This window comes from Natrinema salinisoli (genome assembly GCF_020405205.1).
Lineage (GTDB): Archaea > Halobacteriota > Halobacteria > Halobacteriales > Natrialbaceae > Natrinema > Natrinema salinisoli.
Window position 1 is genome coordinate 523,292 of sequence record NZ_CP084469.1, and the last position, 25,393, is coordinate 548,684.

29 protein-coding genes are annotated in these 25,393 nt (G+C 64.8%); 16 read left to right on the forward strand and 13 right to left on the reverse strand.

The features are described 5' to 3' along the window. Positions 1–64: 64 nt before the first annotated feature. Both LDB05_RS02675 and LDB05_RS02680 read right to left on the reverse strand, forming a co-directional pair. On the reverse strand, positions 65–694 hold the full coding sequence (locus tag LDB05_RS02675) for a zinc metalloprotease (protein ID WP_226006388.1): 630 nt from the start codon (positions 692–694) through the stop codon (positions 65–67). Next, complete coding sequence (locus LDB05_RS02680) at positions 691–2,460, reverse strand: TraB/GumN family protein (RefSeq protein ID WP_226006389.1); 1,770 nt, start codon at positions 2,458–2,460, stop codon at positions 691–693. The genes LDB05_RS02675 and LDB05_RS02680 overlap by 4 nt, the downstream gene beginning before the upstream one ends. 166 nt (positions 2,461–2,626) lie before the next feature. On the opposite strand from LDB05_RS02680, the gene LDB05_RS02685 reads away from it, so the two are divergent. After that, on the forward strand, positions 2,627–3,076 hold the full coding sequence (locus LDB05_RS02685; protein WP_226006390.1) for an acyl-CoA thioesterase: 450 nt from the start codon (positions 2,627–2,629) through the stop codon (positions 3,074–3,076). Between the two features lie 116 nt (positions 3,077–3,192). Here LDB05_RS02685 and LDB05_RS02690 read toward each other — a convergent pair whose 3' ends face one another. From LDB05_RS02690 to LDB05_RS02700, 3 genes are all read right to left on the reverse strand, one after another. Next, positions 3,193–3,420 (reverse strand): hypothetical protein, encoded by a 228-nt coding sequence (locus LDB05_RS02690; protein ID WP_226006391.1) that lies wholly within the window; start codon positions 3,418–3,420, stop codon positions 3,193–3,195. 102 nt (positions 3,421–3,522) lie between these two features. After that, complete coding sequence (locus LDB05_RS02695) at positions 3,523–4,308, reverse strand: HAD-IIA family hydrolase (protein ID WP_226006392.1); 786 nt, start codon at positions 4,306–4,308, stop codon at positions 3,523–3,525. Positions 4,309–4,400: 92 nt separating this feature from the next. Further along, complete coding sequence (locus tag LDB05_RS02700; protein ID WP_226006393.1) at positions 4,401–4,808, reverse strand: SHOCT domain-containing protein; 408 nt, start codon at positions 4,806–4,808, stop codon at positions 4,401–4,403. Positions 4,809–4,968: 160 nt separating this feature from the next. Here LDB05_RS02700 and LDB05_RS02705 point away from each other — a divergent pair, with 160 nt between their 5' ends. Beyond that, positions 4,969–5,418, forward strand: coding sequence for a DUF7992 family protein (locus LDB05_RS02705; RefSeq protein ID WP_226006394.1), 450 nt, complete (start codon positions 4,969–4,971; stop codon positions 5,416–5,418). A gap of 120 nt (positions 5,419–5,538) precedes the next feature. Next, entirely contained in the window at positions 5,539–6,009 is a 471-nt protein-coding gene (locus tag LDB05_RS02710; protein WP_226006395.1) for a DUF7992 family protein, read from the forward strand. Positions 6,010–6,125: 116 nt separating this feature from the next. Here the strand turns inward: LDB05_RS02710 and LDB05_RS02715 are convergent, their stop codons facing one another. The 3 genes from LDB05_RS02715 to LDB05_RS02725 form a co-directional block, all read right to left on the reverse strand. After that, complete coding sequence (locus LDB05_RS02715; protein WP_226006396.1) at positions 6,126–6,266, reverse strand: rubrerythrin-like domain-containing protein; 141 nt, start codon at positions 6,264–6,266, stop codon at positions 6,126–6,128. Positions 6,267–6,385: 119 nt separating this feature from the next. Further along, on the reverse strand, positions 6,386–6,976 hold the full coding sequence (locus tag LDB05_RS02720) for a class I SAM-dependent methyltransferase (RefSeq protein ID WP_226006397.1): 591 nt from the start codon (positions 6,974–6,976) through the stop codon (positions 6,386–6,388). A 166-nt stretch (positions 6,977–7,142) separates the two neighbouring features. After that, positions 7,143–7,325 carry a DUF7501 family protein gene (locus LDB05_RS02725; protein WP_226006398.1) on the reverse strand — a complete coding sequence of 61 codons (183 nt, stop codon included), beginning with the start codon at positions 7,323–7,325 and terminating at the stop codon, positions 7,143–7,145. Between the two features lie 256 nt (positions 7,326–7,581). Between LDB05_RS02725 and LDB05_RS02730 the strand changes: the two genes are divergently transcribed. Beyond that, positions 7,582–8,808, forward strand: coding sequence for an MFS transporter (locus LDB05_RS02730; protein ID WP_226006399.1), 1,227 nt, complete (start codon positions 7,582–7,584; stop codon positions 8,806–8,808). 137 nt (positions 8,809–8,945) lie between these two features. After that, positions 8,946–9,077, forward strand: a complete 132-nt coding sequence (locus LDB05_RS02735) for a rubrerythrin-like domain-containing protein (RefSeq protein WP_226006400.1) — start codon at positions 8,946–8,948, stop codon at positions 9,075–9,077. Positions 9,078–9,186: 109 nt separating this feature from the next. Here the strand turns inward: LDB05_RS02735 and LDB05_RS02740 are convergent, their stop codons facing one another. Then, positions 9,187–12,537 carry a disk-shape morphogenesis protein volactin gene (locus LDB05_RS02740; protein WP_226006401.1) on the reverse strand — a complete coding sequence of 1,117 codons (3,351 nt, stop codon included), beginning with the start codon at positions 12,535–12,537 and terminating at the stop codon, positions 9,187–9,189. A gap of 368 nt (positions 12,538–12,905) precedes the next feature. Between LDB05_RS02740 and LDB05_RS02745 the strand changes: the two genes are divergently transcribed. The 4 genes from LDB05_RS02745 to LDB05_RS02760 all read left to right on the forward strand — a co-directional run bounded on the left by LDB05_RS02745 (position 12,906) and on the right by LDB05_RS02760 (position 15,689). Next, complete coding sequence (locus tag LDB05_RS02745) at positions 12,906–14,417, forward strand: phosphoenolpyruvate carboxykinase (ATP) (RefSeq protein ID WP_226006402.1); 1,512 nt, start codon at positions 12,906–12,908, stop codon at positions 14,415–14,417. A 120-nt stretch (positions 14,418–14,537) separates the two neighbouring features. After that, entirely contained in the window at positions 14,538–14,729 is a 192-nt protein-coding gene (locus LDB05_RS02750) for an HEWD family protein (protein WP_226006403.1), read from the forward strand. Positions 14,730–14,803: 74 nt separating this feature from the next. Next, entirely contained in the window at positions 14,804–15,112 is a 309-nt protein-coding gene (gene cutA, locus LDB05_RS02755) for a divalent-cation tolerance protein CutA (RefSeq protein ID WP_226006404.1), read from the forward strand. Between the two features lie 88 nt (positions 15,113–15,200). Beyond that, entirely contained in the window at positions 15,201–15,689 is a 489-nt protein-coding gene (locus LDB05_RS02760; RefSeq protein WP_226006405.1) for a 50S ribosomal protein L11, read from the forward strand. A gap of 252 nt (positions 15,690–15,941) precedes the next feature. Here the strand turns inward: LDB05_RS02760 and LDB05_RS02765 are convergent, their stop codons facing one another. Beyond that, the gene (locus tag LDB05_RS02765) at positions 15,942–16,550 is read right to left on the reverse strand and encodes a DUF8173 domain-containing protein (RefSeq protein ID WP_226006406.1); all 609 of its coding nucleotides are present in this window, start codon (positions 16,548–16,550) and stop codon (positions 15,942–15,944) included. Positions 16,551–16,881: 331 nt separating this feature from the next. Here LDB05_RS02765 and LDB05_RS02770 point away from each other — a divergent pair, with 331 nt between their 5' ends. The 4 genes from LDB05_RS02770 (at position 16,882) to LDB05_RS02785 (ending at position 20,282) form a co-directional block, all read left to right on the forward strand. Beyond that, complete coding sequence (locus tag LDB05_RS02770; RefSeq protein ID WP_226006407.1) at positions 16,882–17,514, forward strand: 50S ribosomal protein L1; 633 nt, start codon at positions 16,882–16,884, stop codon at positions 17,512–17,514. A gap of 1 nt (position 17,515) precedes the next feature. Then, positions 17,516–18,559 (forward strand): 50S ribosomal protein L10, encoded by a 1,044-nt coding sequence (locus LDB05_RS02775; protein WP_226006408.1) that lies wholly within the window; start codon positions 17,516–17,518, stop codon positions 18,557–18,559. A 19-nt stretch (positions 18,560–18,578) separates the two neighbouring features. Then, positions 18,579–18,926 carry a 50S ribosomal protein P1 gene (gene rpl12p, locus LDB05_RS02780; RefSeq protein ID WP_226006409.1) on the forward strand — a complete coding sequence of 116 codons (348 nt, stop codon included), beginning with the start codon at positions 18,579–18,581 and terminating at the stop codon, positions 18,924–18,926. 117 nt (positions 18,927–19,043) lie between these two features. Then, a complete protein-coding gene (locus LDB05_RS02785; protein ID WP_226006410.1) occupies positions 19,044–20,282 on the forward strand; it encodes a tripartite tricarboxylate transporter permease in 1,239 nt (412 codons plus the stop codon). Positions 20,283–20,297: 15 nt separating this feature from the next. On the opposite strand, the gene LDB05_RS02790 is transcribed toward LDB05_RS02785, so the two are convergent. After that, complete coding sequence (locus LDB05_RS02790; RefSeq protein ID WP_226006411.1) at positions 20,298–21,143, reverse strand: BtpA/SgcQ family protein; 846 nt, start codon at positions 21,141–21,143, stop codon at positions 20,298–20,300. Positions 21,144–21,285: 142 nt separating this feature from the next. Between LDB05_RS02790 and LDB05_RS02795 the strand changes: the two genes are divergently transcribed. Continuing rightward, positions 21,286–22,404, forward strand: coding sequence for an NADH:flavin oxidoreductase/NADH oxidase (locus tag LDB05_RS02795; RefSeq protein ID WP_226006412.1), 1,119 nt, complete (start codon positions 21,286–21,288; stop codon positions 22,402–22,404). 33 nt (positions 22,405–22,437) lie between these two features. Here the strand turns inward: LDB05_RS02795 and LDB05_RS02800 are convergent, their stop codons facing one another. Continuing rightward, positions 22,438–23,226: an HpcH/HpaI aldolase family protein gene (locus LDB05_RS02800; protein WP_226006413.1), complete on the reverse strand. Its 789-nt coding sequence runs from the start codon at positions 23,224–23,226 to the stop codon at positions 22,438–22,440. 83 nt (positions 23,227–23,309) lie between these two features. After that, positions 23,310–23,873 carry a thioredoxin family protein gene (locus tag LDB05_RS02805; protein ID WP_226006414.1) on the reverse strand — a complete coding sequence of 188 codons (564 nt, stop codon included), beginning with the start codon at positions 23,871–23,873 and terminating at the stop codon, positions 23,310–23,312. Between the two features lie 224 nt (positions 23,874–24,097). Here LDB05_RS02805 and LDB05_RS02810 point away from each other — a divergent pair, with 224 nt between their 5' ends. Beyond that, a complete protein-coding gene (locus tag LDB05_RS02810; RefSeq protein ID WP_226006415.1) occupies positions 24,098–24,667 on the forward strand; it encodes a hypothetical protein in 570 nt (189 codons plus the stop codon). Between the two features lie 239 nt (positions 24,668–24,906). Beyond that, a complete protein-coding gene (locus tag LDB05_RS02815) occupies positions 24,907–25,392 on the forward strand; it encodes an Lrp/AsnC family transcriptional regulator (protein ID WP_226006416.1) in 486 nt (161 codons plus the stop codon). The last annotated feature ends 1 nt before the right edge of the window (position 25,393 follow it).

Consider the following 25,393-nt stretch of genomic DNA (forward strand, 5'->3'; position numbering starts at 1 on the left):
AACGACCTCCCGGCGCGAGCAAAAGGTCACCGGTCCGCCGAAGAGTTCGGTGGTCGACGGCGCATCAGAACAGCCCGACGCGGAAGATCACGAATCCCGCGAGCAGGACGCTCGGAACGAAGACGAGCGCGAAGATCCCCTTGTGCCACTCGAGGACGGACTTCCCGTCCAGCGGGCCGAAGGGAATCATGTTGAACGCGGCCAGGAAGAGGTTGATCCAGATGCCCATCTGGCCGATCTCGCCGAGGAGGCCGGGTGCGATCATCAACGGGAGGAAGAGCAGGGCGAGCAGGAGGTTCGTGACCGGTCCCGCAAGCGCGATCAGCCCGTTTTCGCGCTGGCTTACCCTGCCGCGGTGGTAGACGGCACCCGGTGCAGCGAAGAGGAAGCCGACGAGCGCGCCCATGATCGCCAGGAAGAGCATCTGATAGTCGGCTCGGAACTCGGCGATCTGCCCGTGTTCGATCGCGACCACCTTGTGTGCGATCTCGTGGAGGAGGAAGCCGACGCCGACGGTCACGAAACTCAACCCGACCATCGTGACGAACGTGCCGACGTCTCCACCGCGGTGGACCGGCGCGAACAACAACGCGAACGCGACGCTGAGCGTGATCCACGCGATGGCGAGGTCGCGCAGTTCCGTGTTGCTGAACGTCAGGTTCCGATCGGATTTGCGTTCCGTGCGATAGCTCATAGTAGCCCCCGAATCAGTTCGAGGCTGTTCCGTGCTCCTTCCAGCAACAGCCCCATGAGTGCGTCGACGCCGCCGACATCGGGTGCCAGCCACGGCAACACGACGAACGGGAACAGGCCCGTCGCGATCATGCTGCCGATGTTGGTCAGCGCGACGATCATGATCAATCGGAACAGCGGAACGTTGAACATGTCTTCGACGGCCTCACCCAGTGGCCGCTCCGTGTCGCCGACGATCTCGTTCAACGTCTGAATGTCTCGGACGTTGACCGGTCGGTGTTTGAGTTCGACGTAGCCGGCGAACCAGCCCGGCGCGAGCAGCGGATTGATGCTCGTCAGCCAGGCGACTGCGCCGCCGACGCCGGCGCTAGTCCACCGCGCGCCGGCCAACCGCGCCAGCGTGAACGCGAAGATCCCGTTGAACAGGAACCAGGCCGCGAACAGCTTTAGCAGGAACGTGTTTCTGACCCCCGCCATGATCAACAGGAAGAAGAATCCGAGGAAGCCGACCATGATCAGGTAGCCGACGATCTTCATCGGCGAGAACCGGCGACTCGAGGCGGTTCCGGACAGCGACTCGAGCGTAGGGATCCCCTCGGGGTTCTGCAGGTGGCGTTCGATGCCGGTTTTGTGGCCGGCACCGACGACGGCGAGGACGTCGTACCCCTGTTCGCGGAGGTCGTGGAGGTTGTTCGCGATGTAGGCGTCGCGTTCGTCGATCAACGCGTTCGCGCCGCGGGGGCTGAACTGACGGAACTCCTCCATCATGGCGTCGACGACGTTGCCGTCGGTCATTTCCTCGATGTCGATCTCGTCGATCTCGTCGACGTCGGCGCTGAGGGCGTCGAGCCCGAGTCCGAGGACGGCACCGAGGGTGACGCCGACGCCGAGGCCGGCCAGTATCCCGGCCGTCCCCCGAACCGCATAAACCCCGGCGCTCTCGACGGTCGCGGTCGAGAACGGGCCGACGAACGTCCCGGTGGCGACCAGTGCGAGACAGCCCGCGGTTCCCAGAACTACCCCTGCAAGAACTCGTATGGAGAACCCCGAGAGGTAGCCACCGGTGTATTCTCCGGCCGAGTCGAGCGGCGGGAGAAAGAGGAGCCCGACGAACGCACCGACGAGCGCTCCGAGCGCGCCGCCGCCGATGTACTGTAACGTCGTCGGGTCGGTGATGCCGACCAGCAACACGTCTCCGAACCCGAGCAGCGGGGCCAGAAACGCGGCGACGATGAATCCGAGGAACGCGCCACCGATGGCGCCGAACGTAAGCCCGATCGTTCGGGGGTCCGTGATCCCGAGCGCGAGACCGCCGACCATCTTCAGCTTCTCGGTGAACGAGAGGCGGCTCCAGAACCGCTGGATCGTCACCTGAATGTCGCGGTCGACGAGGGCGACGCCGTTCCCGTTCGCTTCGGCGGCCTCGATGGCGGCTCGCATGTCGGCACCGGGTTCGATGTCGAACTGTTCGCCGAGCCGGGACTGGACGTACGACAGCATCCAGTAGGCCAGAAACTGGAAGACGGTGTTGCCCGAGAGGAGGTCCTCCGCTTCGATGTCGTCGGGCGTGCCGCCCTGCATCTGGCGGTAGCGCCCCTCGTCGAGTTCCACCGCGACGACGTCGGGATCCTCCCGATCGATCGTTTCACGCACCTCGTCGACGCTCGCTTGCGAGACGTGTGCCGTCCCGAGAACCTCCACGGACCCACGCTCGCGGTCGGGTGGTGCTGGCGGCTCCGGCACGTCAGCCTCGCCTGCATCGCTCATTACTGGCTCAACTCGGCGGCGACTTTTACCAGTATCGGACCGCGAAGGAGTGCAAAATATCCGCACGATCGCACTGTCGAACCGATCGAACTGTCACGTGGACTGACTCGTCCCCGACGACTCAGTGAAAGCAAGACTAATCCCCGCCGTCGAAAAACACGGACCAATGACGGACCTTCGGGAGACGGTAGTCGAGAACCGGGAGATGGTTCAGCCCAACCACGCCAACACCCTCGACGTCGCTCACGGCGGAAACGTGATGAAGTGGATGGACGAGGTCGGAGCGATGAGCGCCATGCGATTCTCCGGCGAGATGTGCGTCACCGCCAGAGTCAATCAGATGAACTTCGAACGGCCGATTCCGGTCGGTGACACGGCCTACATCACCGCCTACGTCTACGACGCCGGCACCTCGAGCGTGAAGGTCAGGCTGATCACCGAGCGCGAGAACCTCCGGACTCGCGAGCGCGAACGGACGACGGAGTCGTACTTCGTCTACGTCGCGATCGACGAAAACAATACGCCGACGACGGTTCCCGAGTTAACGGTCAGCACCGACGAGGGCAAGCGGCTTCGACGGGAGGCGCTCGAGGACGAGATGGGGAGAGCCGACTGACGGGATCGAAAGACGTGTCGCCGCAAGTGGGCTGCTCGGCTTTGCTGTCGGACTCGCGCACAGTTCCGAAAAATGATCCGCGACGAACTCGTCGTCGGGCGGTCGGTGGCCCGCTGTTACTCCGCGTCGCTCGTCTCGGACCGCGGATCGCGCTCTTTGACGTCCTCGAGGAGGGCGTCGACGGTGCCGCGGGTGTCGGCGACGGTTGCGCCGACGAGCCCGCCGATCGCGCCGCCGGTGCTGGCCGCGTTGCGGCTGAACAGTCCGCCGATCGCTGCGCCGATTCCCGCGCCGAGTGCTGCGTATCGTGCTCGGAGTAGCACTGCTGATATACGTTCTCTCATGTATCGTCCTTGGTGACTGTGACGGATAAGTATACCTCTCGAGTCCGTGGCAAATCGCTCGCCGCCTACCCTGCTATCGCCCGTGTGGTCGTGATCGACTCCTCACAGCAGCGTCTCGACGGCGGCGAGCGACTCGAGGACGTGGTCGGGCTCGCTGTCCGGATCGACGGCCGCGAGATCCGCGCGATCGGTGACGCCGGTGAGGACGAGCGCCGTCTCCATGCCCGCGCGATTGCCGAGTTCGATGTCGGTGTTGAGTCGGTCGCCAACGACCAGGACGTTCCGCGGGTCGGCGTCCAACCGGCCCATCGCCGCAGCCGCAGCGATCGAGGACGGTTTGCCGAGGATCGCGTCCGCCTCGCGACCGGCGACGGTTTCCATCGCGGCGAGGATCGCCCCCGTGCCGGGAATCTCGCCGTCGTCGATCGGGATCGTCGCGTCCGGGTCGGTGCCGTAGAAGGGCACGTCGCCCTCGAGCGCCCGTAGCGACTCCCAGAGCGTGCCAAAGGAGAAGTCGCTGTCGAACGAGCCGAGGACGACCTCGGCCGCGTCGGGGTCGCTCGTCAGCTCGACGGCCGCGTCCTCGAGGATTCCCTCGAGTCGCTCGCCGCCGACGAGGTAGACCGCCTCGTCGGGATGGGTCGCTGCGAGATACTCCGCCGAGACGGTCGCCGAGGTGAGGACGGTACCGGGATCGACGTCGATTCCGTGGGGCGCGAGCTTCTCGCCGTAGTGATCGGCCCCGCGCGTCGGGTTGTTCGAGAAGAGCAGCCGCGAACAGCCCGCCGCCTCGAGGGCGCGCAGGCCGTCGGTCGCGCCCGGCAGTAGTTCCTCACCCCGGACGATCGTGCCGTCGACGTCGAGGATCACCGCCTCGTAGTCAGTCATCGCCCGAGGGTACGGCCGGCCGGCGATTGAGTGTTTGGATGCGCAATCGACCTGCGGAGCGGCTCGTACTCGGTGAGAGCGGCGGTTCCAGGTTAGCCTCGGCGCTCGAGGGAGAGGTCGTCGGTTTCGACGCCCGCGGAATCGGCTCGCTCGTTCGACTCGATCAGTCGATCCAGCTTCGCCTCGAACTCCGCCTCCGACAGTTCGCCGGCGGCGTATCGTTCCTGTAACGTCGTCACGGGATCGCTCTCGCTGGCAGTCGTCTCGGGATCCTCGAGCGCACGGTCCGGACCGGGATCGGGCGCTTCGTCGCTGCCAGTCCGTCCGGCGAGATACCACAGCAGGAGTCCGCCGACCACGATCAGAGCGGTGGCTGCGATCGCGTACACCGGACCGGCTAACAGGAGCAACGCGATGATCAGCACGTCGGCCAGGACGAACTTGATCGCGAACAGCTCGACGAGAGAGTACTCCCGTCCGCCGGTGTTCCCGGTGGCCATGTGCGCTAGTTGTGGGTCAGCTGAAATAACTGTGGGGGACTGCGAAACCGAGTTAGCAGGCGAGGTCTCGTCGGCAAGCGCCGGCGAAATTGGTGCGGCGTGATCGCGGGAAATCCGTTGCTGGGAAAACACCATACCGCTGCCGACCGAACGTGAGACCATGACACTCGATGTCGAGATTCCGGATCCGCCGACGCTCCACGGGTCACAGAACGTCGGCGACTTCGACGCCGTGGACGAACCCGACGAGCGGACGGGAGACACCGTTCGCCGCGAGGCGCTGGCCGACTTTCTCGAGGCGGGTGCGTGGGAGGACGCCTTCGACCAGTGGGCCAATGACACGTATCTCACCGAAACGGAGTTTCGGGCCGTCGTCGAGCTCGGATTGATCGACGAGTTCGACTTCTACTGGAATCAGTCCGCCGAGGACGTCGGCTATCGTGCACCGACGGTTCCCGCGGATTCCGTCGGCACTCGGGACGACCTCGACGAGCACGACGTCGAAGACATCGAGGAGGAACTCGACTCGCTCGGGTTGATCGTGAGCGAAGTGCTCGAAACCGATTACATCCACCGCGACGGAGAGGAGTTCGGGTATACGTGGGAGTGATACCGCGAACGGGGCCCGAACGGTCGCTCGAGTGAGCGCGCTCACCGTCCGCCAGGTGCACCCGGTGGCGATCATCCCGTGGTGGGAATTCTTATCCGAGAACCCGACCTACGTCCGGCTATGACACTCGCAGTCGACCCCCCCGAGCCGCCGGAACTGGAGTTCGTCGATCCGAACGAGTACGACGACGCCACCATCAGCGCCGACAGCGCCGAGGAGATCGATTACCGCCGCGAGGAACTCCAGGGCTTCCTCGAGGAAGGTGCCTGGGAGGAAGCGTTCGACGAGTGGCGGGCTGACACCGATCTCGAGGAGCGCGAGTACGAGATCGCCCGCGATCTCGATCTCTTCGCGGGCTTCGATTTCTTCTGGGACGACTTCGCCGACCGCGTCGGCTATCACGCGCCCGGCATTCCGGAGGACTGGCAGGCGCGAGAGTACCACCCCGAACTCGACACCTGGGGGACGGTCTCCTCGATCAACGCCGAGCTCACGGAGTTCGGACAGATCGTTTCGGTCACGCTCAAAGAGGAGTACGTCGACTGGGAGGCCCAGTACGAACCGCCGGAGGACCTGCCGGATTTCGACTGAGCGACGGGTCACACCTGCGTCTCGCTCGTGTTCGCTCTCTCCGTACCGACGCGCCGCTCGAGTCAGCCGCGTCTCCCGGAAGCGATGCCTTCGCAGTTACCGACGTCCGCTACCGATCAGTCCCGCGGAACCGCGAGGTTCCGGGGACGGCCACCACACTCCGGACAGGTTCCGAGCGTGTCGGTCGCTTCCCGGTACCCACAGTCTCGGCACTCGTAGTACGATCGGTCGGGCGTGTACGGGTCCGTGTAGACCATGGTATGCGATACACCATACCATGGAAAAGTGTTGTGTTGGAGTGGTTGTGTGGGCATTCATACAATTCTAATCGGCTAAATGCGTATAATATCTGGACATTCGTCCACCATTTCGACGGTTATCGCGTCGCGACGACCGCGATCGTCTCCGGTCGATCGACGGCCGATTCGATCTCGAACCCCGCGTCCTCGAGCTGGCTCGTCGCGTCTGCGAGACTGAATCGTTCCTCGAGCGGCGGTCCGGCATCTCCAGTGCCGTCGGCCGACCAGTCGACCGTGATCAGTCGGCCGCCCGGACGGAGTACTCGAGCGAGTTCGGCGAGCGCGCCGTCATTCTTCCTTTCTGAGCCCGTGTCGTCTGTGTCGGTCGGCGCGTATTCGTGATGGGTCATCGTCGAGTACGCGCGATCCAGCTGATCGTCATTGAACGGCAGGGACGATACCTCGGCCGTGACGAACTCGACGGCCTCGGGGACGCCCTTCTCCCGATAGCGGTCGTGCATCGCCGTCTGCACGTCGACTGCGTACAGCGTGTCGACGAACGGTGCGACGTCGTCCGCGTAGAATCCCGTCCCGGAGCCGAGATCCGCCACGATGCTGTCGGCGGTCGGCTCGAGCATCGCGAGCAGTTCCTCGCGGGAACAGTACCGGTAGCGCCCGGGGTCCTCGAGTGCATCCGCCCGGTCGACCGGATACGTATGAAATCCCATACTGGTAGTGTGCGGTCTCTCACCTTCCGCGTTGTGTTCGCCCACCGATCTCGGAGCCGAGCGACGGGACCCGTGATCGAGCGACGCGGTCGCCACTCGGTCGATGGACACCGAGCGGCTGCGAAAATTCGAAACCTACTCCTCGAGCGCCGATCCCATCGAATCGCTAGCCTGCCCATTCTCCGGCGAGATCGCCGGCGATGTTCTCCCGCCAGTGATCGAATCCGTCCTGACAGTCGTCGTTGTCGTGAATGTGATCCACGAATCCGGCACCCGGCGATGCGAGTTCGTCTCCGCAGAAGGGACACGTGACCGGGTTGACCCAGTCTCTCGTCGTGTTCGCTGTCATCGGTGCCGAGATCTATCACGAACTATCATATAAGTCTCGTCCGTTAGGATCTATTACAATTTGTATGTCATATAATGCCAATAAGATACGATCCGCCAGTTCGATGCTGCTCGTCCGAACCGATGCACGCGATCGGGACGAGTCGCCAACCAGCCCCTCGTCGAGAACGAAACGGCAGTAGCATCTCGTCGTAGAGTGACTGGGGGCAGAATCGGAGGATACTCGGCCGTTCGGTCGCGAGTCCCGGCGAGAACGCATGTCGCTTCGACGAGCGGCCGGACGGCTCGCGAGGTACGACGCCCTCGTACTGACGGCTGCAATCTGGTTTCTCGCGAAGTTTCTCCGATACGTCTTTCCGCCGCTCTTCGATTCGTTCGGGGCGAGCTACGGCGTTTCGGACGCCGTCCTCGGAACCGCGTTTTCGGGACTTATGCTCGTCTACGCCGCGATGCAGTTTCCCTCGGGCGCCCTGGCCGATCGGGTCGGCTCGGTCACGGTCATCGCAACGGGGGCAGTCGTCGCGGCCGCCGCCGCGCTCGTGTTGGTCGCCGACTCGTCGTTTCCCGTCCTTGTCGGCGCGATGCTCGCGATCGGTGCGGGCACCGGCGCTCACAAGACCGTCGCTGTCCGGCTCCTGGCTCGAGCCTATCCCGCTCGGACGGGGCGAGCACTCGGCGTGCTCGACACGACCGGTGCGCTCAGCGGTGTCGTCGCCCCCGCCGCAGTCGTCGCGGTCGCATCCCTCGCGATCGGTCCGATCGCGGATTGGCACCTGCTCTTTCTGGTCGCCGGCGTCGTCGTGCTGGCGCTCGCGGTGACGTTCCGGATTCGGGTGCCGAAACGGGTTCCAGACGACTCGGGGGACGGCGACGCGGGCTCGAGCAGCCACGGCGGCGAGATCGCCCGATACGTCTCGCTCTTTCGGGACTGGCGGTTCTCGACGTTCGCTCTGTTGACGGTCCTGTTCTCGTTTACCTACAACGGGCTGGTCGCGTTCGCGCCACGATACCTCACGGTGGAAGCGGAACTCACGACGGCGACCGCGAGCGTGCTCTACAGTGGGCTCTTCGCTGCGAGTCTGGTCCAGCTAGTGACCGGAAACCTCAGCGACAGGGTCGGACGGTTACCGATAATCGTCGCGACGCTCGGGTTCGCTTCCGTCTCGCTGGTCGCGTTCGTTACGTTCACTGGGACGGGCAGCCCGCTCCTGCTCGGCGGGTTACTCGTCACCGTCGGAATCGGGTCACACGGCTTCCGTCCGGTCAGGGGAGCGTACCTGATGTCGGCCGTTCCGGACGACGTGGCCGGCGGCGGCCTGGGCGTCGTCCGAACGCTGTTGATGGGTGCCGGTGCGGTTGCACCCGCAATCGTCGGGACGATCTCGGAGACCGCCGGTTTCAGCGCCGCGTTCTGGCTGCTCGCAACGACGATCGTCGGTGCAACGACCCTCGGCTGTCTGCTCCTGGCCTTCGAACCGGCGTAGTACGACCGATTTCCGCCATCAGTTCACCCCATGACCCACGTCTCGTGGCCGAAATCAGCGCTACGACCGCCCGCGATTACCCTCCAGCGATCGTATCCGTGGAAAGAGTTAACACAGTACGCTGTGTATGTCATATCATGACACTCGAGGAGCAACGCGAGTACGTTTGCGTCCAGTGTGGCCGGCGGGAAACGGTCAGCGACGCACTCCTCAGTACCTGTCAGCAGTGCGGAGGCGAAATGCGAAACGTCGAGCTGATCGCTGACTAGTCGGAAGCAGCGCCGATCCTCGGAGCAAACGGACCCCCTCGAGCGGTGCCGCCGATTGCCTGCACTGCGACTCGGGTTTCTCCACTCTCCTCCCCACTTCGAGCCCTCCTCAGCGGGCGAGTCCGACTGCCAGACCGATCAGGACGAGTCCGACCATGGCCGCGCCGCCGCCGATCACGGCATCCCCAGTGAGCGCAGCGATACTTCCGGCGACGACACCCGCACCTCCGCCACCGGCGACGACCGAGGCCGAAAGCATCGGCTCGGCGGCCATTCCGTCCTCCATGCTCTCGAGATCGGCCCGGATCGCCTCGATCTCGTCGCGCTGGCTCTCCGTATTCTCGCGCTCGGCGAGCTGTGCATCGACCGCGTCGATGCGTTGCTCGAGGCCGGAAAGCCGCTCGGTGACCGTTCCCAGCCGGTCGTCCAACGAATCGACATCGCGATCGAGCGTCTGTACCGCCGATTTGTCTGCAACTGAGCCGATGCTTCTGGCGAAGCCGTCGTGGTCCGATCGCAGCGAGTCGAGGCGGTCCTCGATAGCTGAAACCTCGTCCCGGATCGTCGCGATATCCTCGTCGCTCAGGTCCGAGTCGGCCGTTCCGTCGACCTGATCGGTGACGGACTCGAGCTCGCCGCTGACGGCATCGATATCGGCCTCGAGCCCCTCGAGTGTCGACTCTATTGCCTCCAAGCGCGCTTCGTGATCGGCTAGCCGCTGTTCGTTGTCCTCGGCTCGCCCAGCGGTCTCGGAGAGGGTTTCGCCGAGGGACTCGGTTTCGTCCTCGAGATCGGTCTCGAGAGCAGTGATGTCCGCCTCGAGTGCCGTCCGAACGTCGTCCACTCGACCGTCGAGCGTCGTTTGAACCTCTTCTACCCGGCTGTCGAGCGTCGTTCGAACGTCGGAGACTCGGTCTTCGAGTTCGCCGTCCAGTTCGTCGACGCTTCCCTCCAGTGCCTCGAGATCCGTCGCGATCGAGTCCACGTCGTCGGTCACCGTTTCGGCGTCGATTCGCTCGACGGTCGCCTCGAGCCCCGCGAGATCGTCCTCGAGGTCCTCGGTCGCCGTCGCGATCTGTGCCTCGACGTCCGTGACCGTCTCCTCGATCTGCGTTTCGAGCGCGTCCGCGGTCGATTCCAGCTTCGATTCGAGCGCCCGGACGTCTTCGTCGACCGTCTCGAGGTCGTCCGCGAGTCCGCCGACCGCGTCCCTACTGGCGGCCCGCGCTTCGAGGTCGTCCAGCGCGCTCGACGCGCCCGATACCGTGTCTTCGAGATCTGCAACCGCCTTCTCGAGGGTTTCCAGGTCGTCCAGAACGGCGTCGACCCGTTCCTCGTCCGCGGCGGTCGCCTCGAGGTCGCCGATCGTCTCCCGAACGGTATCGACATCGGTTTCGAGCGTCGCGATCCGGTCGTCGACCGTCTCTCGAACGGCAGTCACCTCGTCGTCGACGGCCGCGATCTCCTCGTCGATCGTCGCTTCGACGGTGTCGAAGCGCGCGTCGGTCCGCTCGGAGTGCTCCTCGAGCCGGCCCGAAACGCCGTCGATTCGAGTGGTCACTTCTTCGACCCGTTCCGAGACACTGTCGATACGCGTCCCTGTTTGATCGATATCGTCCTCGAGGGCCTCGAGGTCGTCGACCAGCTGCGAGACGCGGTCGTCTACGGCCTCGAGTCCCGCTTCGGTTGCCGCGGTCGTCTCGAGATCGTCGAGGTCAGTTCGAAGGGTCTCGAGATCCGCATCGACGGTTTCGGTGCGGTCGGCAACGGCTTCGAGATCGCTCGTCAGTTCGGTGACTTGCTCCTCGAGATCCTCCCGCTCGCCGGCTGCAGTCGTCTCAATGGTTTCGATCTCGTCGTCGAGCGTGCCGACATCGTCCGCGAGGTCCGTGACCGTCTCCGACAGCGCATCGAGGTCCGTATCGACGGTTTCCGTCCGGTCTTCGACGGTCTCGAGATCGGCCGTTAGCGCGGTGAGTTCCGCTTCGAGCCGCTCCCGGTCGTCGGCCGCGGCGGTTTCCACAGCCCCAAGGTCGTCGCCGAGTTCGCCGATATCGTCCGCACGGTCCGCGAGCGCCGCCGACAGCTCGTCGAGCTCGTCGTCGACGCGCTCGATGTCACTCTCGAGGCTGGCGACGTCGTCGTCGCTCGCGTGCGCTTCGGCATCGGCCTCGAGGCGTGCGAGGTCGTCCGCGATCGATTCGAGACGATCGTCGAGTTCGTCGACGGCATCGGACGCAGCCGTTCGGTCCTCGACGTATTCGAGCTCCTCCCGGAGGGACTCGATCTCGTCGTCGCGGTCCGCGAGCCGATCGAACAACTGGTCGATGGCGTCGTCGCTGCGGTCGGTCGTCGCGTCGGCCGCTGCCGACCCGTCGAACGCGAGTTCGGTCGCTCCGTTCGCGTCGGCCGTCTCGTCCGCGCTCGAGGAGTCGTGCGTAGCGTCGGTTTCGGTGCCGGAGTCGGATTCGGACCAGGTGACCGCTTCGTAGGCCTCGACGTCGTCCCGAGCGGCCGCGAGCGCACCGCTGGCAGCGCTCGTCGCGGGGTCGTCCGCCAGTCGCACGCCGCGGACCGAGAACGGGAGGGGTGCCGCGTCGAACCGACCGCCGACCAGGAACTCGACGCCCTCGATCGCGCCCTCGCCGGCGATCGAGATCGGAACCGACAGCCCCTGCTGGACGTCGCTCTCGTCGGCCTCCGCTCGGATCGCGTCGATCAACTCGCCTATCAGTGCGTCGTAAGCCTGTGCGAGCGCGCTCTCGATTCCACCTGCCGCAGCGTCGGGATCGAGCGCGAACTCCTCGAGCACGCCGGCGACCTGCGCCGGCGCGTGACCGGTTTCGCCGGCCGCGCGCTCCACGATCCACTCTCGTCCCTTGGCGAGGGAGACCGTCAGTGCCGGCACGCCGTAGTACGCGAGAGTGGCACTCGTCGTCTGCGAACCGATGCAGACCCCGAGGCCGGTGTAGTTGTCGGCCTCGAGGAGGTCGTAAATGACCGCGAATCCGGTGCTGATCGGCGTCGCGTCGAGTCCGCGCGTCGTCAGTACCGACTGGACGGTGTCGCGGTGTCTGTCGGTCGGCGCTGCTGTATCCACGAGCGTTCCCGGCGTCGTATAACAGAGTCGGCCATCCGTGGCGTCCTCGATCACGTCTCCGACGAGCAGATCCAGCGCGGCCGTCGCGTGCGCCGCTGTGTCAGTCGCGAGAACGCCGTCAGCGAACAGCGGCTCCGGCTCTTCGTCCGTTTCCGCCGCAACCGCTCGAGCGTCCCCGCCGACTGCGTACGTGGTTCCGTCCGCCTCGATCGTCCGTCCCTCCCCGGAGAGTCCGGCCGCATCGAGCGCATCGTCGTCGACCGGTAGCACGACCGGCGGGACCGATTCGATCATCGGGCCGTCGCCCGCGTCAGTGACGGCCCTGATCGCTTCCGGTCCGATATCGAGACCGTAATTCATGTCCCCGCAAATTCGAACGACCCTATTGGCTGTTTGCCCCACAGTACCAGATGTGAAAATCGGGGCCACTCAGCAGTTCGAATGCGCCCACTCGTTGCTATCGAATCCCTAATCCAGAGCCGATCCTCGTGGGCCGATTCCGAACGGTCTTCCCGACCGGCAGTTCCGTTCGAGTAGAATTATTTCTCACTCGAGTTCTTATCCATACCTCTCTGATATCGTATATTTATCTGGGAGAACAGGGATCCATTAATTACGCTATTATAAATTCGGAATATGCCATACGTAACTACGCTATTGGTAAATCATGACATACGAAGATCAAAATCCTTCATGTTTATGCATCAGGACAGTGGTGGGTTACGTGTATGTCTGAAACCGGGACGGAGTCCCGTCCACTGGTCCGTCAGCTTCCGGATCCAACGACAGCGTCGAACATCCGGTACAACCCGTCGCTCGAGGAACTGCGCGAACTCGCCGGACCCGACGAGACGACGACCGAATTCGGGTCGGCGTCCTACGTGAGCGAGTTCCGCTCCCGGAGTTCGGATCGGACGAAAAACGCCGTCGACCACGAGTTCGACGACCGCGATCACGACCTGATCGACACCGCCGTCGACGCCACGAATGACACCGAATTGCTCTGTGTCGACCGCCTGATGGGCCGCCACCCGGAGGCGACCTTCTGCTGTCGCCTCTTCGTTCCCGTCGACCACGCTCGAATCGCTTACGCGTGGGCGAGCCTGTTCGAGCCGGCCGACGGACAGGATCCCGATCTCTACACCGTCCAGCTCCCCGACCACGACGAGACTGCGATCCGCATCCGTCCCGACACCGGTTTCACCGCCGTCCTCGGCAGCGACTACACCGGCGAAGCCAAGAAGTCGTTCCTGCGGCTGTTCATGTATCGAATCAAGCAGCAGGGCGGCCTCGGACTCCACGCGGGCAGCAAACGGGTTCGCGTCCGCGACGACGACGGCGAGCTTCGAACCGTCGGTCAGGTCTTCATGGGCCTCTCCGCCACCGGGAAATCGACCCTGACGTCCCACGGCTGCTGGCTCGAGGACCCCGAAGACGCGTCCATGCTGCAGGACGACGTCTGCGGCCTCCTCTCGGACGGCTCCGTCGCCGGCAGCGAGGGCGAAGGACTGTTCATCAAGACCATCGGACTCGACGAGGCGGAGCAGCCGGAACTCTACGAGGCCGCGACCGCCGAATCGGCGATCCTCGAGAACGTCGCGGTCGACGACGACGGTACCGTTCACTTCGAGGAGGACCGATACACCGCCAACTCTCGGGCGATCATCCAGCGCGACGAACTCGAGAGCGCGGACGAGGAGATCGACCTCGACCGGATGGATCAGGTCTTTTTCATCACCCGAAACCCGCTGATGCCGCCGGTCGCCAAACTCGACGAGGAGCAGGCCGCCGTCGCCTTCATGCTCGGAGAGTCGATCGAGACCAGCGCGGGCGACCCCTCGCGAGCCGGCGAATCGATCCGCGTCGTCGGGACGAACCCCTTCATCATCGGCTCCGAGGGAGAAGAGGGGAACATCTTCCACGAACTCATCAACATTCTCGACATCGACTGCTACGTCATCAACACGGGCTATCTCGGCCAGAAATCGAAAGACATCGGCGTTACCGAGTCCGTGACGATCCTCACCGAGGCCGCCCGCGGCACCATCGAGTGGACCCGCGACGAGCGGATGGAGCTGACGATCCCCGACTCCGTCCCCGGGCTCGACATCGAGGACTATTACGTTCCCGACCACGTCGACGACTACGACGATGCGCTCGCGGACCTGCGTGCCGACCGTCGTGACTACCTCGCCGAGTTCGACGAGCTTCGCGAGGAGATCACGGACGCCGTCTACTGACGCCGATTGCACCGGGGAGCAACAGTTCCGGTTTTCAGACAGATCACGCTCCTCACACGGTCTGGCAGCAATTGCCGGTCACGGCCACTGTTATATGTGTCGAGTTCTCATGGTCGGACAATGAGCGCACGGGTACGAAAACCGACCGCGAGAATCTGCGAAGCGTGCGGTCGAGGCGAACGGTGGGACGAGGATCTCGAGGCCTGGCAGATCGCCCGCGACGACGGCGAGAAACAGGTCGGCAGCCCCCACTGCATTCACGAGTGGGACATCACCGGGACGTTCAGACCGGTCGACGAAGCCGATAACTGATCGGGGCCTCTTCTCTCCAGCCCGCAACCCTCGGTGAGCGTGCTCTTTTCCCGGACTCGAGCGTAGTATCCCCCATGCCGACTGTCTACATTACGGCCCCACCGGACGCGGCCGACGAGCTCGCTGAAACCCTGGTCGGGGACCGACTCGCCGCCTGCGTCAATCGGCTGTCGACGACGTCGACCTACCGCTGGGACGGCGAGATTCAGCAGGACGAGGAGGCAGTGTTGCTCGCGAAAACGACGGAGGAAGTCTACGATGACCTCGTGACGCGGGTTCGGGAGGTCCATCCCTACGACGTCCCCTGTATCGAGCGATTCGACGAGAGCGACGTCCTCGAGTCGTTCGCGGACTGGCGTGCGGACAGCGTCGCGGGGCAGTAGCGCGGCCCGGACGATCACGTCAGACGGTCACAGACGATGACTGCCCGAATTAGCAACCCTTAAAACTCGCGCACGGGTTGTGACGGGTATGGCTGGAACCATCGAAGTGCTCGTTCCGGGTGGCCAGGCCAACCCTGGCCCACCGCTCGGTCCCGAGCTCGGACCGACTCCCGTCGACGTGCAGGCTGTCGTACAGGAAATCAACGATCAGACCGAAGCGTTCGACGGCACCGAAGTCCCCGTCACGGTCGACTACGAGGACGACGGCTCCTTCGAGATCGACGTCGGTGTCCCACCGACGGCGGCGCTGATCAAAGACGAGGCCGATTTCGAAACCGGCAGCGGCGAACCCCAGAAGGATTTCGTCGCGGACCTCTCCGTCGAGCAGGTAAAGAAAATCGCCGAGCAGAAACATCCCGACCTGCTCGCCTACGATACGATCAACGCCGCGAAGGAAGTCGTCGGCACCTGCGCCTCGATGGGCGTCACCATCGAGGGCAACGACGCTCGCGAGTTCAAGCAGCGAGTCGACGACGGCGAGTACGACGACGTGCTTGCGGACGGAGCGGCGGCGTAGTCCGGAAGCGCTCGAAGCGCGAACAGAACGAGTGTTTCTTCGTTCTCTCCCGCTCTGACCGGTGTGTACGCCGATCATTCGAGGAAGACTCGCGCAGTGTTACTTGTCGGCCGCGACCCGATCGGAATCTGCCGGTTCGTTCCGGGTCACTAATCCTGATTTCGTCGGGACTCGAGGAATGGAGTGACGGGATCGAATTCGTCGGGTCCGAACGCTGTCGTGAGAGGGGACGTCGGTCGGACGACCGTCGACCTATATTTTGTTCGCGGGCGGAACGGTCCGTTCGTTGGGGTTCCCGGTCCCGGACGCACCGAACAGAACGCGGACGGTCGCGCCGGTGCCAAGCGCCGCGGCGACTCCGACGACTCCCACGGTTGCCGGAAACGCGAGCCCGGACACGCCGCTGAGAAGTGCACCAACGAACAGGCCGGTACTGAGTCGATCGCTACCGAATCGGGAAGCGACGGTGCGCCCGATCGCGACGAAACCGACCGCCGTCGCGACCGGCAGAATTGCGGCACCGATGACGACCATCGGAATCCCGAAGAACGCCCCGATACTCGAATCCACGATAATTATCCCCGTACTCGTGACCCCGCCGACGATGAGGAGGATGGGCACACCGATACAGAACGAAATAATCGGACTGCCGCGTGATTTCGCCACCGCAGTTGTCCCGTATTGCTGAAGCAATCCGAGCACGATCATCGCGACGAGGGCAGTCCCGACGAACTGGATACCGGCCCGAACGATCGGCTCGAGCGACCGATACAGCTCGAGACCCTCGCCGTGTCCCGCCAGCGCGGCGACGGAGTCGAGCAGCAACCCCCCGGCGATAACGTAAAAATCTACTGGCCACATATATCCGTGCTACACTATCACGTATTATAGATTTTTCGATTAGTGAATATACATTTGACCAATATATATCGAAAGATATGGTGAAACGAACCCCATATTCACATGCCGGTCACGAGTACTCGGGATCACAGTGGACGAGGGCAGTCACCGAACGATACAGCCGCCGACTCTACGATAGTGTACACCCTTCGAGAGCCCAGTGCGACTGCGAGACGACCGTACAGGCAGTTCGACGGGTTTAAGTTCGGGATGACACTTGGTTCAAGGGAGACAGGCATCGCCTGTTTCACTGACCCGTAGGAGCACACCCTGCGTACTACGGAGGTGAACGATGGCAGATTCGGATATTGAAACAGCAGTAGCCCGCGCACTCGAGGACTCACCGGACCGGAACTTTACCGAGACGGTAGACCTCGCGATTAATCTGCGCGACTTAGACCTGAACGAACCGTCGAACCGCGTTGACGAGTCGATCGTCCTGCCGGCCGGAACCGGCCAGGAGACCCGCATCGTCGTCATCGCCGAAGGAGAGACCGCAGTCCGCGCCGAGGAGGCCGCGGATGAGGTCCTTTCGGTGGACGATGTGGCCGATCTGGACGACGACGAGGCCAAAGACATGGCCGACGAGACGGACTTCTTCATCGCCGAAGAGGCGATGATGCAAGACATCGCCCGGCACTTGGGTACCATTCTCGGTCCCCGAGGGAAGATGCCGGACCCGCTCTCGCCCGACGACGACGTCGTCGAAACCGTCAACCGGCTCAAAAACACCGTGCAGCTTCGCTCCGGCGACCGACGAACGTTCCACACGCTCGTCGGCGCCGAAGACATGGACGCCGAGGACATCGGCGACAACATCGACGTCATCCTGCGTCGCCTGCACGCCGACCTCGAGAAGGGGCCCCAGAACATCGACGCCGTCTACGTAAAGACGACGATGGGCCCGTCCGTGGAGGTGGCCTAATATGAGCGCACAGGCTGAACGCAAAACCGAGAACCTTCCCCAGTGGAAGAAAGAGGAAGTCGCCGACCTCGCCGAGATCATCGACGAGTACGACAGCGTCGGCGTCGTCGGCATCGCCGGCATTCCCTCGAAGCAGCTCCAGGACATGCGTCGCGACCTGCACGGCACCGCCGTGCTTCGCGTCAGCCGCAACACCCTGCAGACGCGTGCCCTCGAGGACGCCGGACTCGGCGACCTCGTCGAGCACATCGGGGGACAGGTCGGGATCATCGCGACCGACGAGAACCCGTTCTCGCTGTACAAGGAGCTCGAGGCGTCGAAGACGCCCGCTCCGATCAACGAGGGGGAAGTCGCCCCGAACGACATCGTCATCCCCGAAGGGGACACCGGTGTCGATCCCGGGCCGTTCGTCGGCGAACTCCAGGGTATCGGCGCGAACGCGCGCATCGAAGAAGGGTCGATCCAGGTCATGGAAGACTCGACGGTCCTCGAGGCCGGCGAGGAAGTCTCCGTCGATCTGGCGAACGTCCTGAACGAGCTCGGCATCGAGCCCAAGGAGGTCGGTCTCGACCTTCGAGCCGTCATCGCCGACGGCGTGCTCTTCAGCCCCGAGGACCTCGATATCGACGTCGAGGCCTACGAGAGCGACGTGTCGACGGCCGCCGCCCGCGCTCGGAACCTCGCACTCAACGCGAGCTTCCCGACTGCGACGACGGCCCCGACGCTCATCGCGAAGGCCACGGGCGAGGCCAAGAGCCTCGGCCTGCAGGCCGCGATCGAGGACGAAGACCTGATGCCCGATCTCGTCAGCAAGGCCGACGCGCAGCTGCGTGCACTCGCAGCACAGGTCGACGACGAGGAGGCACTTCCTGACGAACTCCAGGACGTCGAGGCGGCCGCCGAACCGGCGGCAGCCGACGACGAAGACGAATCGGCGGACGACCAGACTGAAGACGAGGCTGAGACCGAAGATACCGACGCCGACGATGACGACGACGAAGACGACGGCGACGGCGCGGCCGGTCTCGGCGAGATGTTCGGATAACGACTAGGAGGATCCAACAATGGAATACGTATACGCTGCACTCATCCTGAACGAATCGGGCGAAGAGATCAACGAAGACAACCTGACGAACGTCCTCGACGCTGCCGGCGTCGACGTCGAAGAGTCCCGCGTGAAGGCACTCGTTGCCGCACTCGAGGACGTCGACATCGACGAGGCAGTCTCCGAGGCCGCCGCCGTCCCCGCTGCCGGTGGCGCCGCAGGCGGCGCGGCTGCCGAGCCCGCTGCCGACGAGGGCGACGACGAGGACGAAGAGGTCGAAGAGACCAGCGACGTGCCGGACACGACGGACGACGACGATGACGACGACGAGGCCGACGGCGAGGGCCTCGGCGAACTCTTCGGATAACGTCCACGTCGGTTCGGTTCCGACGAGTTGCAATCCCGATTTTTTGTTCGACGATCGCCTCCAGCGACGCGGCTGTGATCCGTGAGTATATATCGGAAGACGCGGCCAGCATCAGCGATGCCCGCACCAGTCGAACTCGGTCTCGAGCCGGCGGTGGCGTTCCAGGTGCTCGCGTGGACCCTCGCCGGCTCGCTGCTCGGCTGTTGCAGCGGGCTCGTCCCGGGAGTGCACGCGAACAACTTCGCCTTTCTCCTGGCTGGCGTCGTGCCGATAGTCCCCGGTCCGCCGCTGTTCGTCGGCTGTGCGATGCTCGCGGCCGGTGTCGTCCACACGTTCTGCAACGCCGTTCCCGCGATGGCGCTCGGCGTTCCCGACGCCGAGATGGCCGTCACCGCGCTGCCGGGTCATCGAATGGTGCTCGAGGGCCGGGGGTACGAAGCGATTCGGCTCTCCGCGCTCGGCAGTATCCTCGCCGTGCTCGCGGCGGTCCCGCTCGCCGTCCCTGTCACGTGGGCAGTGACGGCGGCCTATCCGACGATCCGTGCCCATCTTCCGCTCGTCCTCGCGATGGTCGCAGTCGCGTTGATCGCATCCGAACGCACGTGGCGGGGCCGGCTCGGTGGCGTCCTGTCGTTCGCCCTCGCAACTGGCCTCGGCGCGCTCACGTTGGATCTCTCGACCGACGCGCCCCTCGAGGCGGGTGGCACGCTCGCGCCCCTCTTCGCCGGCCTCTTCGGTGCGCCGGTGTTGATCGACGCGATTCGGGGGAGTGGGATTCCCCGGCAGTCGGGGACCGGGATCGAGACGTCGCGACGGTTCGTCGGCACCACAGCGATCGCGGGCACGCTGGCCGGTGCGATCGTCGGCTACGTCCCTGGCATTTCGGCGGCCATCGCTGCAGTCGCGGTGTTGGCGATCGTCCCCAATGGAGCCAGCGACCGCGGTTATATCGTCGCGACCAGCGGCGTCGACACGGCGAACGCGGTCTTCGCGCTCTTCGCGCTGGTAGCGATCGGCCAGCCCAGAACCGGGGTCCTGGTAGCGTTCGATGGCACGGCCGCACCCCTCGAGCTCCCGATCCTGCTCGGGGCCGTCGTTCTCGCTGGATTAATCGGGTTCGTCTTCGTGATCGTCGTCGGGGACGCCTACCTCGAACTCGTCGGCCGACTCACGTACTGGAAACTCTCGGCTGCGATCCTCGTGGTCCTGCTCGGGCTCTCGTATCTGTTTACCGGTGGGCTCGGCATCGGGATTTTCGTCGTCGCGACCGCCATCGGCATGGTCCCGGTTCGATTGCGGTGTCGTCGCGTCCACCTGATGGGCGTTCTGATCGGACCGCTGATGCTGGGACTCTGAACGACACTTCCCTCTTCAGTCGCTCGAGCCCGCCGCTCGAGCCGCGGTCACGAGTTTCTCGACCCGTTCTTTCGAAACCGGGTTCGTCGTCACGCCGTCCGTTTTGAGTGCCGTGCCGACGATGACGCCGTCCGCACCCGCTTCGAAACAGTCGGAGACGGTGTCGCTCGTCACGCCGCTGCCGACGAACACCGGCACGCGGTCAGCGTCCCCGCTCTCGTCCGCCGCTGCGTCGGCGACGCGCTCGATATCCGCCAGCGCCGTTTCGACACCCGTCCCGGGACCGGAGACGATCAGCCCGTCGGCCCTGCCGCGTCCAACCGTTTCGCGCGCCGCGCGTTCGATATCCTGCGCACCGATCGGCGCGGCGTGTTTGACGTGGACGTCCGCCAGGATCGACACGTCGGCCTCGAGTCGGTCGCGAAGTCGAAGCGTCTCGTGGGCGCGTCCCTCGAGGATTCCCTGATCGGTCGCGGCGGTGCCGACGTGGACGTTGACGCGGACGAACTCGGCGTCGGCGGCCGCGGCGATCGACAGCGCTGCCGCCGCGTCGTTGCGGAGCACGTTGACGCCGACCGGCACGTCGACGGCGTCGGTCAGGGCCGTCGCGATAGCGGTCATCTCCGCGACGACGTGGTTCGGCACGTCGTCCGGGTAGAACGGCGCATCGCCGAAGTTCTCGAGGACGAGTCCATCGACCCCGCCGGCCTCGAGACGCCGTGCATCCTCGAGGGCGCGGGCTCGGACGGCCTCGCGGTCACCGTCGAAATCCGGTGCGCCGGGGAGCGACGGGAGATGAACCATGCCGACGATCGGACGGTCGACCTCGAACCGGTCTCCGAGGGTGCTGCCTGCTATCATATCGGTGCTGGGACCGCGAGCGGGATAAGTTCGTGTGGGCGCTCCTTGCCAACGGCGTCGGCGTTCATGTCGTTCGTCCGCGATCCGGCAATCCCCTCTCCCTCCACGGCTGTTTTCTCGCCACCGTCGTAACGTTCCTGCGATGACTGACTTACTCTCTCCGTTACCGTTGCGCGATCTCGAGACCGAGAATCGAATCGCCGTCTCACCGATGTGTCAGTACTCCTGTGAGCCGGACGGGCTCGCGACCGAGTGGCACCGCGTCCACCTCGGGAGCCGAGCCGTCGGCGGCGCGGGGATCGTGATGACCGAGGCCACGGCGGTGGACCCGGCTGGCCGGATCACGCCTCACGACCTCGGGATCTGGAGCGACGAGCACGCGTCCGCGCTCGAGCCGACCACCGAGTTCATCCGCGACCAGGGTGGGGTGCCCGGGATCCAGCTCGCCCACGCGGGCCACAAAGCGAGCAAGGAGCGACCGTGGGAGGGCCACGTCCCGATCCAGCCCGACGGGACCGGTCCCAGCGGGGCATCCGGATGGGAAGTCCTCACGCCGTCCCCCGAGGCGTACCCGCCGTTCGACGGCGACCGCCCGGCGATGAAGAAGGCCGATCAGGGCGATATCGAGGGCGTCATCGACGCCTACCGCGCCGCGGCCGAGCGCTCGCTCGAGGCCGGATTCGAGATCGCCGAGGTCCACGCGGCCCACGGCTACCTGCTCCACGAGTTCCTCTCGCCGGCGACGAACCACCGCGAAGACGATTACGGTGGGAGCTTCGAGAACCGAACGCGCCTGACCCGGGAGATCGTCAGTGCCGTTCGCGAGGTCTGGCCGGACGACAAGCCGCTCTTCGTTCGCATCTCCGGGACCGACTGGCTCGACGACCGTGAATCGTGGGATATCGAACAGTCAGTGCGACTGGCGGACGATCTCGCCGATCTCGGCGTCGATCTGATCGACGTCAGTTCGGGCGGGCTCCACCCCGAGCAAGCGGTTCCCGGCGGGCCGAACTTCCAGGTCCCGCTGGCCGAGAAGGTTCGCGAGGGTGCCGACGTCGCCGTTGGCACGGTCGGCGGTGTCACCGAACCCGAGCAGGCCGACGCGCTGATCCGCAACGACCGCGCCGACCTCGTGCTCGTCGGGCGGGAGTTCCTCCGCGATCCGTACTTCGGCCTCCGGGCGACCGGCGACCTCGAGCGCGATCCGGACGAAGTCGCGGAGCAGTGGCCGGTCCAGTACCGGCGAGCGGTCCAGCGGTAGCGCGGTCAGGTCCGCCGCGCGTCGGCGCTGCGGTTACTCGTCGTCGTAGTCCTCGAGCCAGCCCGTGACGGACGACCGCAACGCGCCGGTCGTCGTGCCGATATTCAACAGCTGGTAGCCGTTCTGCGCCTTTTCGTTGACGTCGTCCATGCCGAATCCGAGCCCGCCGACCGGAACGTCCGCCTCGACGGCGGCCGATCGGATCGTCTCGACGGCCTCCTCCACGTCCGGATGATCGAACTCGCCCGGATGGCCCAGCGAAACCGAGAGATCGAGCGGGCCGATGAAGACGAACCCGAGTTCGGGGACCGCGAGTATCTCGTCGAGCTCGTCCAGCGCCGACTGGGTCTCGACCGTGACGCCGACGACGACGGAGTCGTCTTCGGTGCCCACGTAGTCGTCCGTCAGCCCCCAACGGCCCGCTCGAGGGCTGGCCATGCCGCGCCGGCCCGGCTCGCCGTCGTACTCGAACCGGCCAGCCCGGACCGCCGCTCTGAGTTCCTCGCTACTCCCGACTCGCGGGAGGAAGACGTTTCGAACGCCGGCGTCGAGGGCCTTCCGAACCAGCGACGGATCGGTGTCAGGAAGCCGCACCAGCAGCTCCGTGTCGGTGCCGTCCACTGCGCGCAGCAGTTCCTCCAGCCGGCCCGCGTCCCGCGGGCTCGGCCCGCCGTGCTCGAGATCGATCCAGACGAAGTCCGCGCCCAGCGCCGCGTAGAGTTCGACGACAGTCGGACTGTACGTGTTCTCGAGGACGCCGAGCGCGACCTCGCCGGCCTCGAGCGTCTCGCGGAGCGCGTTCCCTCGGGGGTGCTGGCTCATACGGCCGGTAGGCACACCCGCTGGCGACTAAAGTCTGGGGCCGAACGACGCGGGTTCCGATTCTGGAACGGTTCTACCCGGCTTCAGTCGTCTTTCCACTTGATCGAACAGCCCCGAGAGGGCTGCCACTCGAGGTCGACCGGCTCGTCAGCCAGTACGGCGTCGATCGCCTCGCGGATCTGGAATCGGCTCGGCTCGTCGTCGGGATTGGGTGCGTCGTCGAGCCGGCCGTGGTAGGCCAGCCGAAACGCACCGTCTTCGCGCTCGAAGAGGAAGGGATCAGGGGTGCAAACTGCACCGTACTCTCGGGCGACCCCCTGACTCTCGTCGCGGAGATAGGCGTCGTACGCTACTTTTCCCGCGTCGACGAACTCCCGCATCCGCTCGAAGGAATCGTCGGGGTATTCCTCGGCGTCGTTCGGATTGATTCCGACCACCGAGACGTCGCCGTACTCGTCCGCGAGTTCGTTCAGCAAATCGAACTTCGCCTGGGCGTACGGACAGTGATTGCACGTGAACACGACCAACAGCGCCTCGTCGTCCGCGAAGGACTCGAGCGTGTACGTCTCGCCGTCGACGCCCTCGAGTTCGAACGCCGGTGCAGCGTCGCCCGCCTCGAGTTCCGACTCGGACTCTGTGAGAACCATGTCGAACGATTCGGTTCGTTCGTCCTTAATCGTCACGTTCGGGGTAGTCGGTTCGCTCGTCTGCGGGTCGACCAATGACAGTGACGAGTCGATCTCTTCGAACAGCGCCGCGAGCGATCCGATCGCTGGGATCGCTTCATTCCAGCCCGGTTCGTACCGAGACCGATTCGCTACCGGAGTCGCGACGACTTACATATTAGTACCCCGACCTACATCCACAGGGTATGAAGACGCTCGAGGTCACCGACGAGCAGTACGCGTTCATCCAGCACCTCCGCGAGGAAGTCGCCGAATCGGTCGTCGGCAAGTACGGGTTCGTCCGCGAACAGGACGCCGTCCAGTTCCTGATCGACAATTTCGACGAGGACGTCGAACTCGAGACCAGCGGCGAGTTCGGCTCGACCGCGGCCGACGACGTCGCCGCGTCCGTCGGGGCGGCCATCGACGGAGCGGCAGACCCCAACGAGCCCGAGGCAGTCAGCTACGACGAAAGCGAGGAGACGGACGGCGTCGATCCCGGATCGGACGAACCGGATCCCGACGGCTCGACCGAGGCGTCAGCTGACGACGGCGGACCCGCCGGAGACCTGGGCGACGGCGACGACGGGGACGGCTCCGCCGACGACGACGACATGCTAGACGAGATGATGAGCCTGCTCGAGACCCACGACGACAAGTGGTCCGAGTCGGATTCCGCGGATTACCGGTACACCGTGGATCTCCCCGACGGCTCGACCGAGCAGGTCCAGACGAAAGACGACGTTCGGGCGCTGTTGTTCAAGAATTATCGATAGAGCAAAAATCGCGTATTTCGGTCGACCGGTCCCTGGAGTCCGAATACGAGGGACGCGTTGGGCCTCCGTGTCTGCACGGAGTGGTCTCGCCTTCCCCGTCGGCTTCGCTCGCACACCCTTCTCAGCACACCTCGCTATCCTTCGCCCGGATCGACCGAGCGAAGATACCGTTGGGCATCGATCCCGCTGCCGCGACGAACAACGTTAGACCTTTACTCGCGCTCGCGTTTGCAAGCGGTATGAGCGAACGCGAGGTGCTCGAGTTGCTCCGTGAGAACGCGCGCTACTCCACGGCGGATATCGCGCGAATGACTGACCTCGAGGAGAGCGAGGTCGAGGCGACCGTCGAGGAACTCGAGGCGGCGGGCGTCGTCCGGGGGTACCAGGCGGTCGTCGACTGGGACAAACTGGAAGACGAGCGCGTCCGGGCCGAGGTCGAGTTGAACGTCACGCTCGACCGCGAAACCGGCTACGACGATATCGCGGAGCGCCTCGCACGGTTCCCGCAGGTCAAGGCCCTGCGACTGATCAGCGGCGACTACGACTTCGACATGGAGGTCGAGGGCGACTCCATTCGCGAGGTCTCCCAGTTCATCAGCGAAAAGGTCGCGCCAGTCCCCGAGATCACGCAGACGGTCACTCACTACGTGATGACCTCCTACAAGGAGAACGGGATCGAACTCGGCGACGGCGAGGACGACGACCGCCTCTCGTACTCACCCTGAC

Coding starts and splice junctions, on each gene's coding strand:
- LDB05_RS02765 (WP_226006406.1), bottom strand. CDS start 16,550: ATGTGGCCAGTAGATTTTTACGTTATCGCCGGGGGGTTGCTGCTCGAC.
- LDB05_RS02720 (WP_226006397.1), bottom strand. CDS start 6,976: ATGGGATTTCATACGTATCCGGTCGACCGGGCGGATGCACTCGAGGAC.
- LDB05_RS02680 (WP_226006389.1), bottom strand. CDS start 2,460: ATGAGCGATGCAGGCGAGGCTGACGTGCCGGAGCCGCCAGCACCACCC.
- LDB05_RS02685 (WP_226006390.1), top strand. CDS start 2,627: ATGACGGACCTTCGGGAGACGGTAGTCGAGAACCGGGAGATGGTTCAG.
- LDB05_RS02700 (WP_226006393.1), bottom strand. CDS start 4,808: ATGGCCACCGGGAACACCGGCGGACGGGAGTACTCTCTCGTCGAGCTG.
- LDB05_RS02735 (WP_226006400.1), top strand. CDS start 8,946: ATGACACTCGAGGAGCAACGCGAGTACGTTTGCGTCCAGTGTGGCCGG.
- LDB05_RS02815 (WP_226006416.1), top strand. CDS start 24,907: ATGAGCGAACGCGAGGTGCTCGAGTTGCTCCGTGAGAACGCGCGCTAC.
- LDB05_RS02785 (WP_226006410.1), top strand. CDS start 19,044: ATGCCCGCACCAGTCGAACTCGGTCTCGAGCCGGCGGTGGCGTTCCAG.
- LDB05_RS02690 (WP_226006391.1), bottom strand. CDS start 3,420: ATGAGAGAACGTATATCAGCAGTGCTACTCCGAGCACGATACGCAGCA.
- cutA (WP_226006404.1), top strand. CDS start 14,804: ATGCCGACTGTCTACATTACGGCCCCACCGGACGCGGCCGACGAGCTC.
- LDB05_RS02790 (WP_226006411.1), bottom strand. CDS start 21,143: ATGATAGCAGGCAGCACCCTCGGAGACCGGTTCGAGGTCGACCGTCCG.
- LDB05_RS02710 (WP_226006395.1), top strand. CDS start 5,539: ATGACACTCGCAGTCGACCCCCCCGAGCCGCCGGAACTGGAGTTCGTC.
- LDB05_RS02695 (WP_226006392.1), bottom strand. CDS start 4,308: ATGACTGACTACGAGGCGGTGATCCTCGACGTCGACGGCACGATCGTC.
- LDB05_RS02795 (WP_226006412.1), top strand. CDS start 21,286: ATGACTGACTTACTCTCTCCGTTACCGTTGCGCGATCTCGAGACCGAG.
- LDB05_RS02805 (WP_226006414.1), bottom strand. CDS start 23,873: ATGGTTCTCACAGAGTCCGAGTCGGAACTCGAGGCGGGCGACGCTGCA.
- LDB05_RS02740 (WP_226006401.1), bottom strand. CDS start 12,537: ATGAATTACGGTCTCGATATCGGACCGGAAGCGATCAGGGCCGTCACT.
- LDB05_RS02725 (WP_226006398.1), bottom strand. CDS start 7,325: ATGACAGCGAACACGACGAGAGACTGGGTCAACCCGGTCACGTGTCCC.
- LDB05_RS02745 (WP_226006402.1), top strand. CDS start 12,906: ATGTCTGAAACCGGGACGGAGTCCCGTCCACTGGTCCGTCAGCTTCCG.
- LDB05_RS02715 (WP_226006396.1), bottom strand. CDS start 6,266: ATGGTCTACACGGACCCGTACACGCCCGACCGATCGTACTACGAGTGC.
- LDB05_RS02775 (WP_226006408.1), top strand. CDS start 17,516: ATGAGCGCACAGGCTGAACGCAAAACCGAGAACCTTCCCCAGTGGAAG.
- LDB05_RS02675 (WP_226006388.1), bottom strand. CDS start 694: ATGAGCTATCGCACGGAACGCAAATCCGATCGGAACCTGACGTTCAGC.
- LDB05_RS02730 (WP_226006399.1), top strand. CDS start 7,582: ATGTCGCTTCGACGAGCGGCCGGACGGCTCGCGAGGTACGACGCCCTC.
- LDB05_RS02750 (WP_226006403.1), top strand. CDS start 14,538: ATGAGCGCACGGGTACGAAAACCGACCGCGAGAATCTGCGAAGCGTGC.
- LDB05_RS02760 (WP_226006405.1), top strand. CDS start 15,201: ATGGCTGGAACCATCGAAGTGCTCGTTCCGGGTGGCCAGGCCAACCCT.
- rpl12p (WP_226006409.1), top strand. CDS start 18,579: ATGGAATACGTATACGCTGCACTCATCCTGAACGAATCGGGCGAAGAG.
- LDB05_RS02810 (WP_226006415.1), top strand. CDS start 24,098: ATGAAGACGCTCGAGGTCACCGACGAGCAGTACGCGTTCATCCAGCAC.
- LDB05_RS02705 (WP_226006394.1), top strand. CDS start 4,969: ATGACACTCGATGTCGAGATTCCGGATCCGCCGACGCTCCACGGGTCA.
- LDB05_RS02770 (WP_226006407.1), top strand. CDS start 16,882: ATGGCAGATTCGGATATTGAAACAGCAGTAGCCCGCGCACTCGAGGAC.
- LDB05_RS02800 (WP_226006413.1), bottom strand. CDS start 23,226: ATGAGCCAGCACCCCCGAGGGAACGCGCTCCGCGAGACGCTCGAGGCC.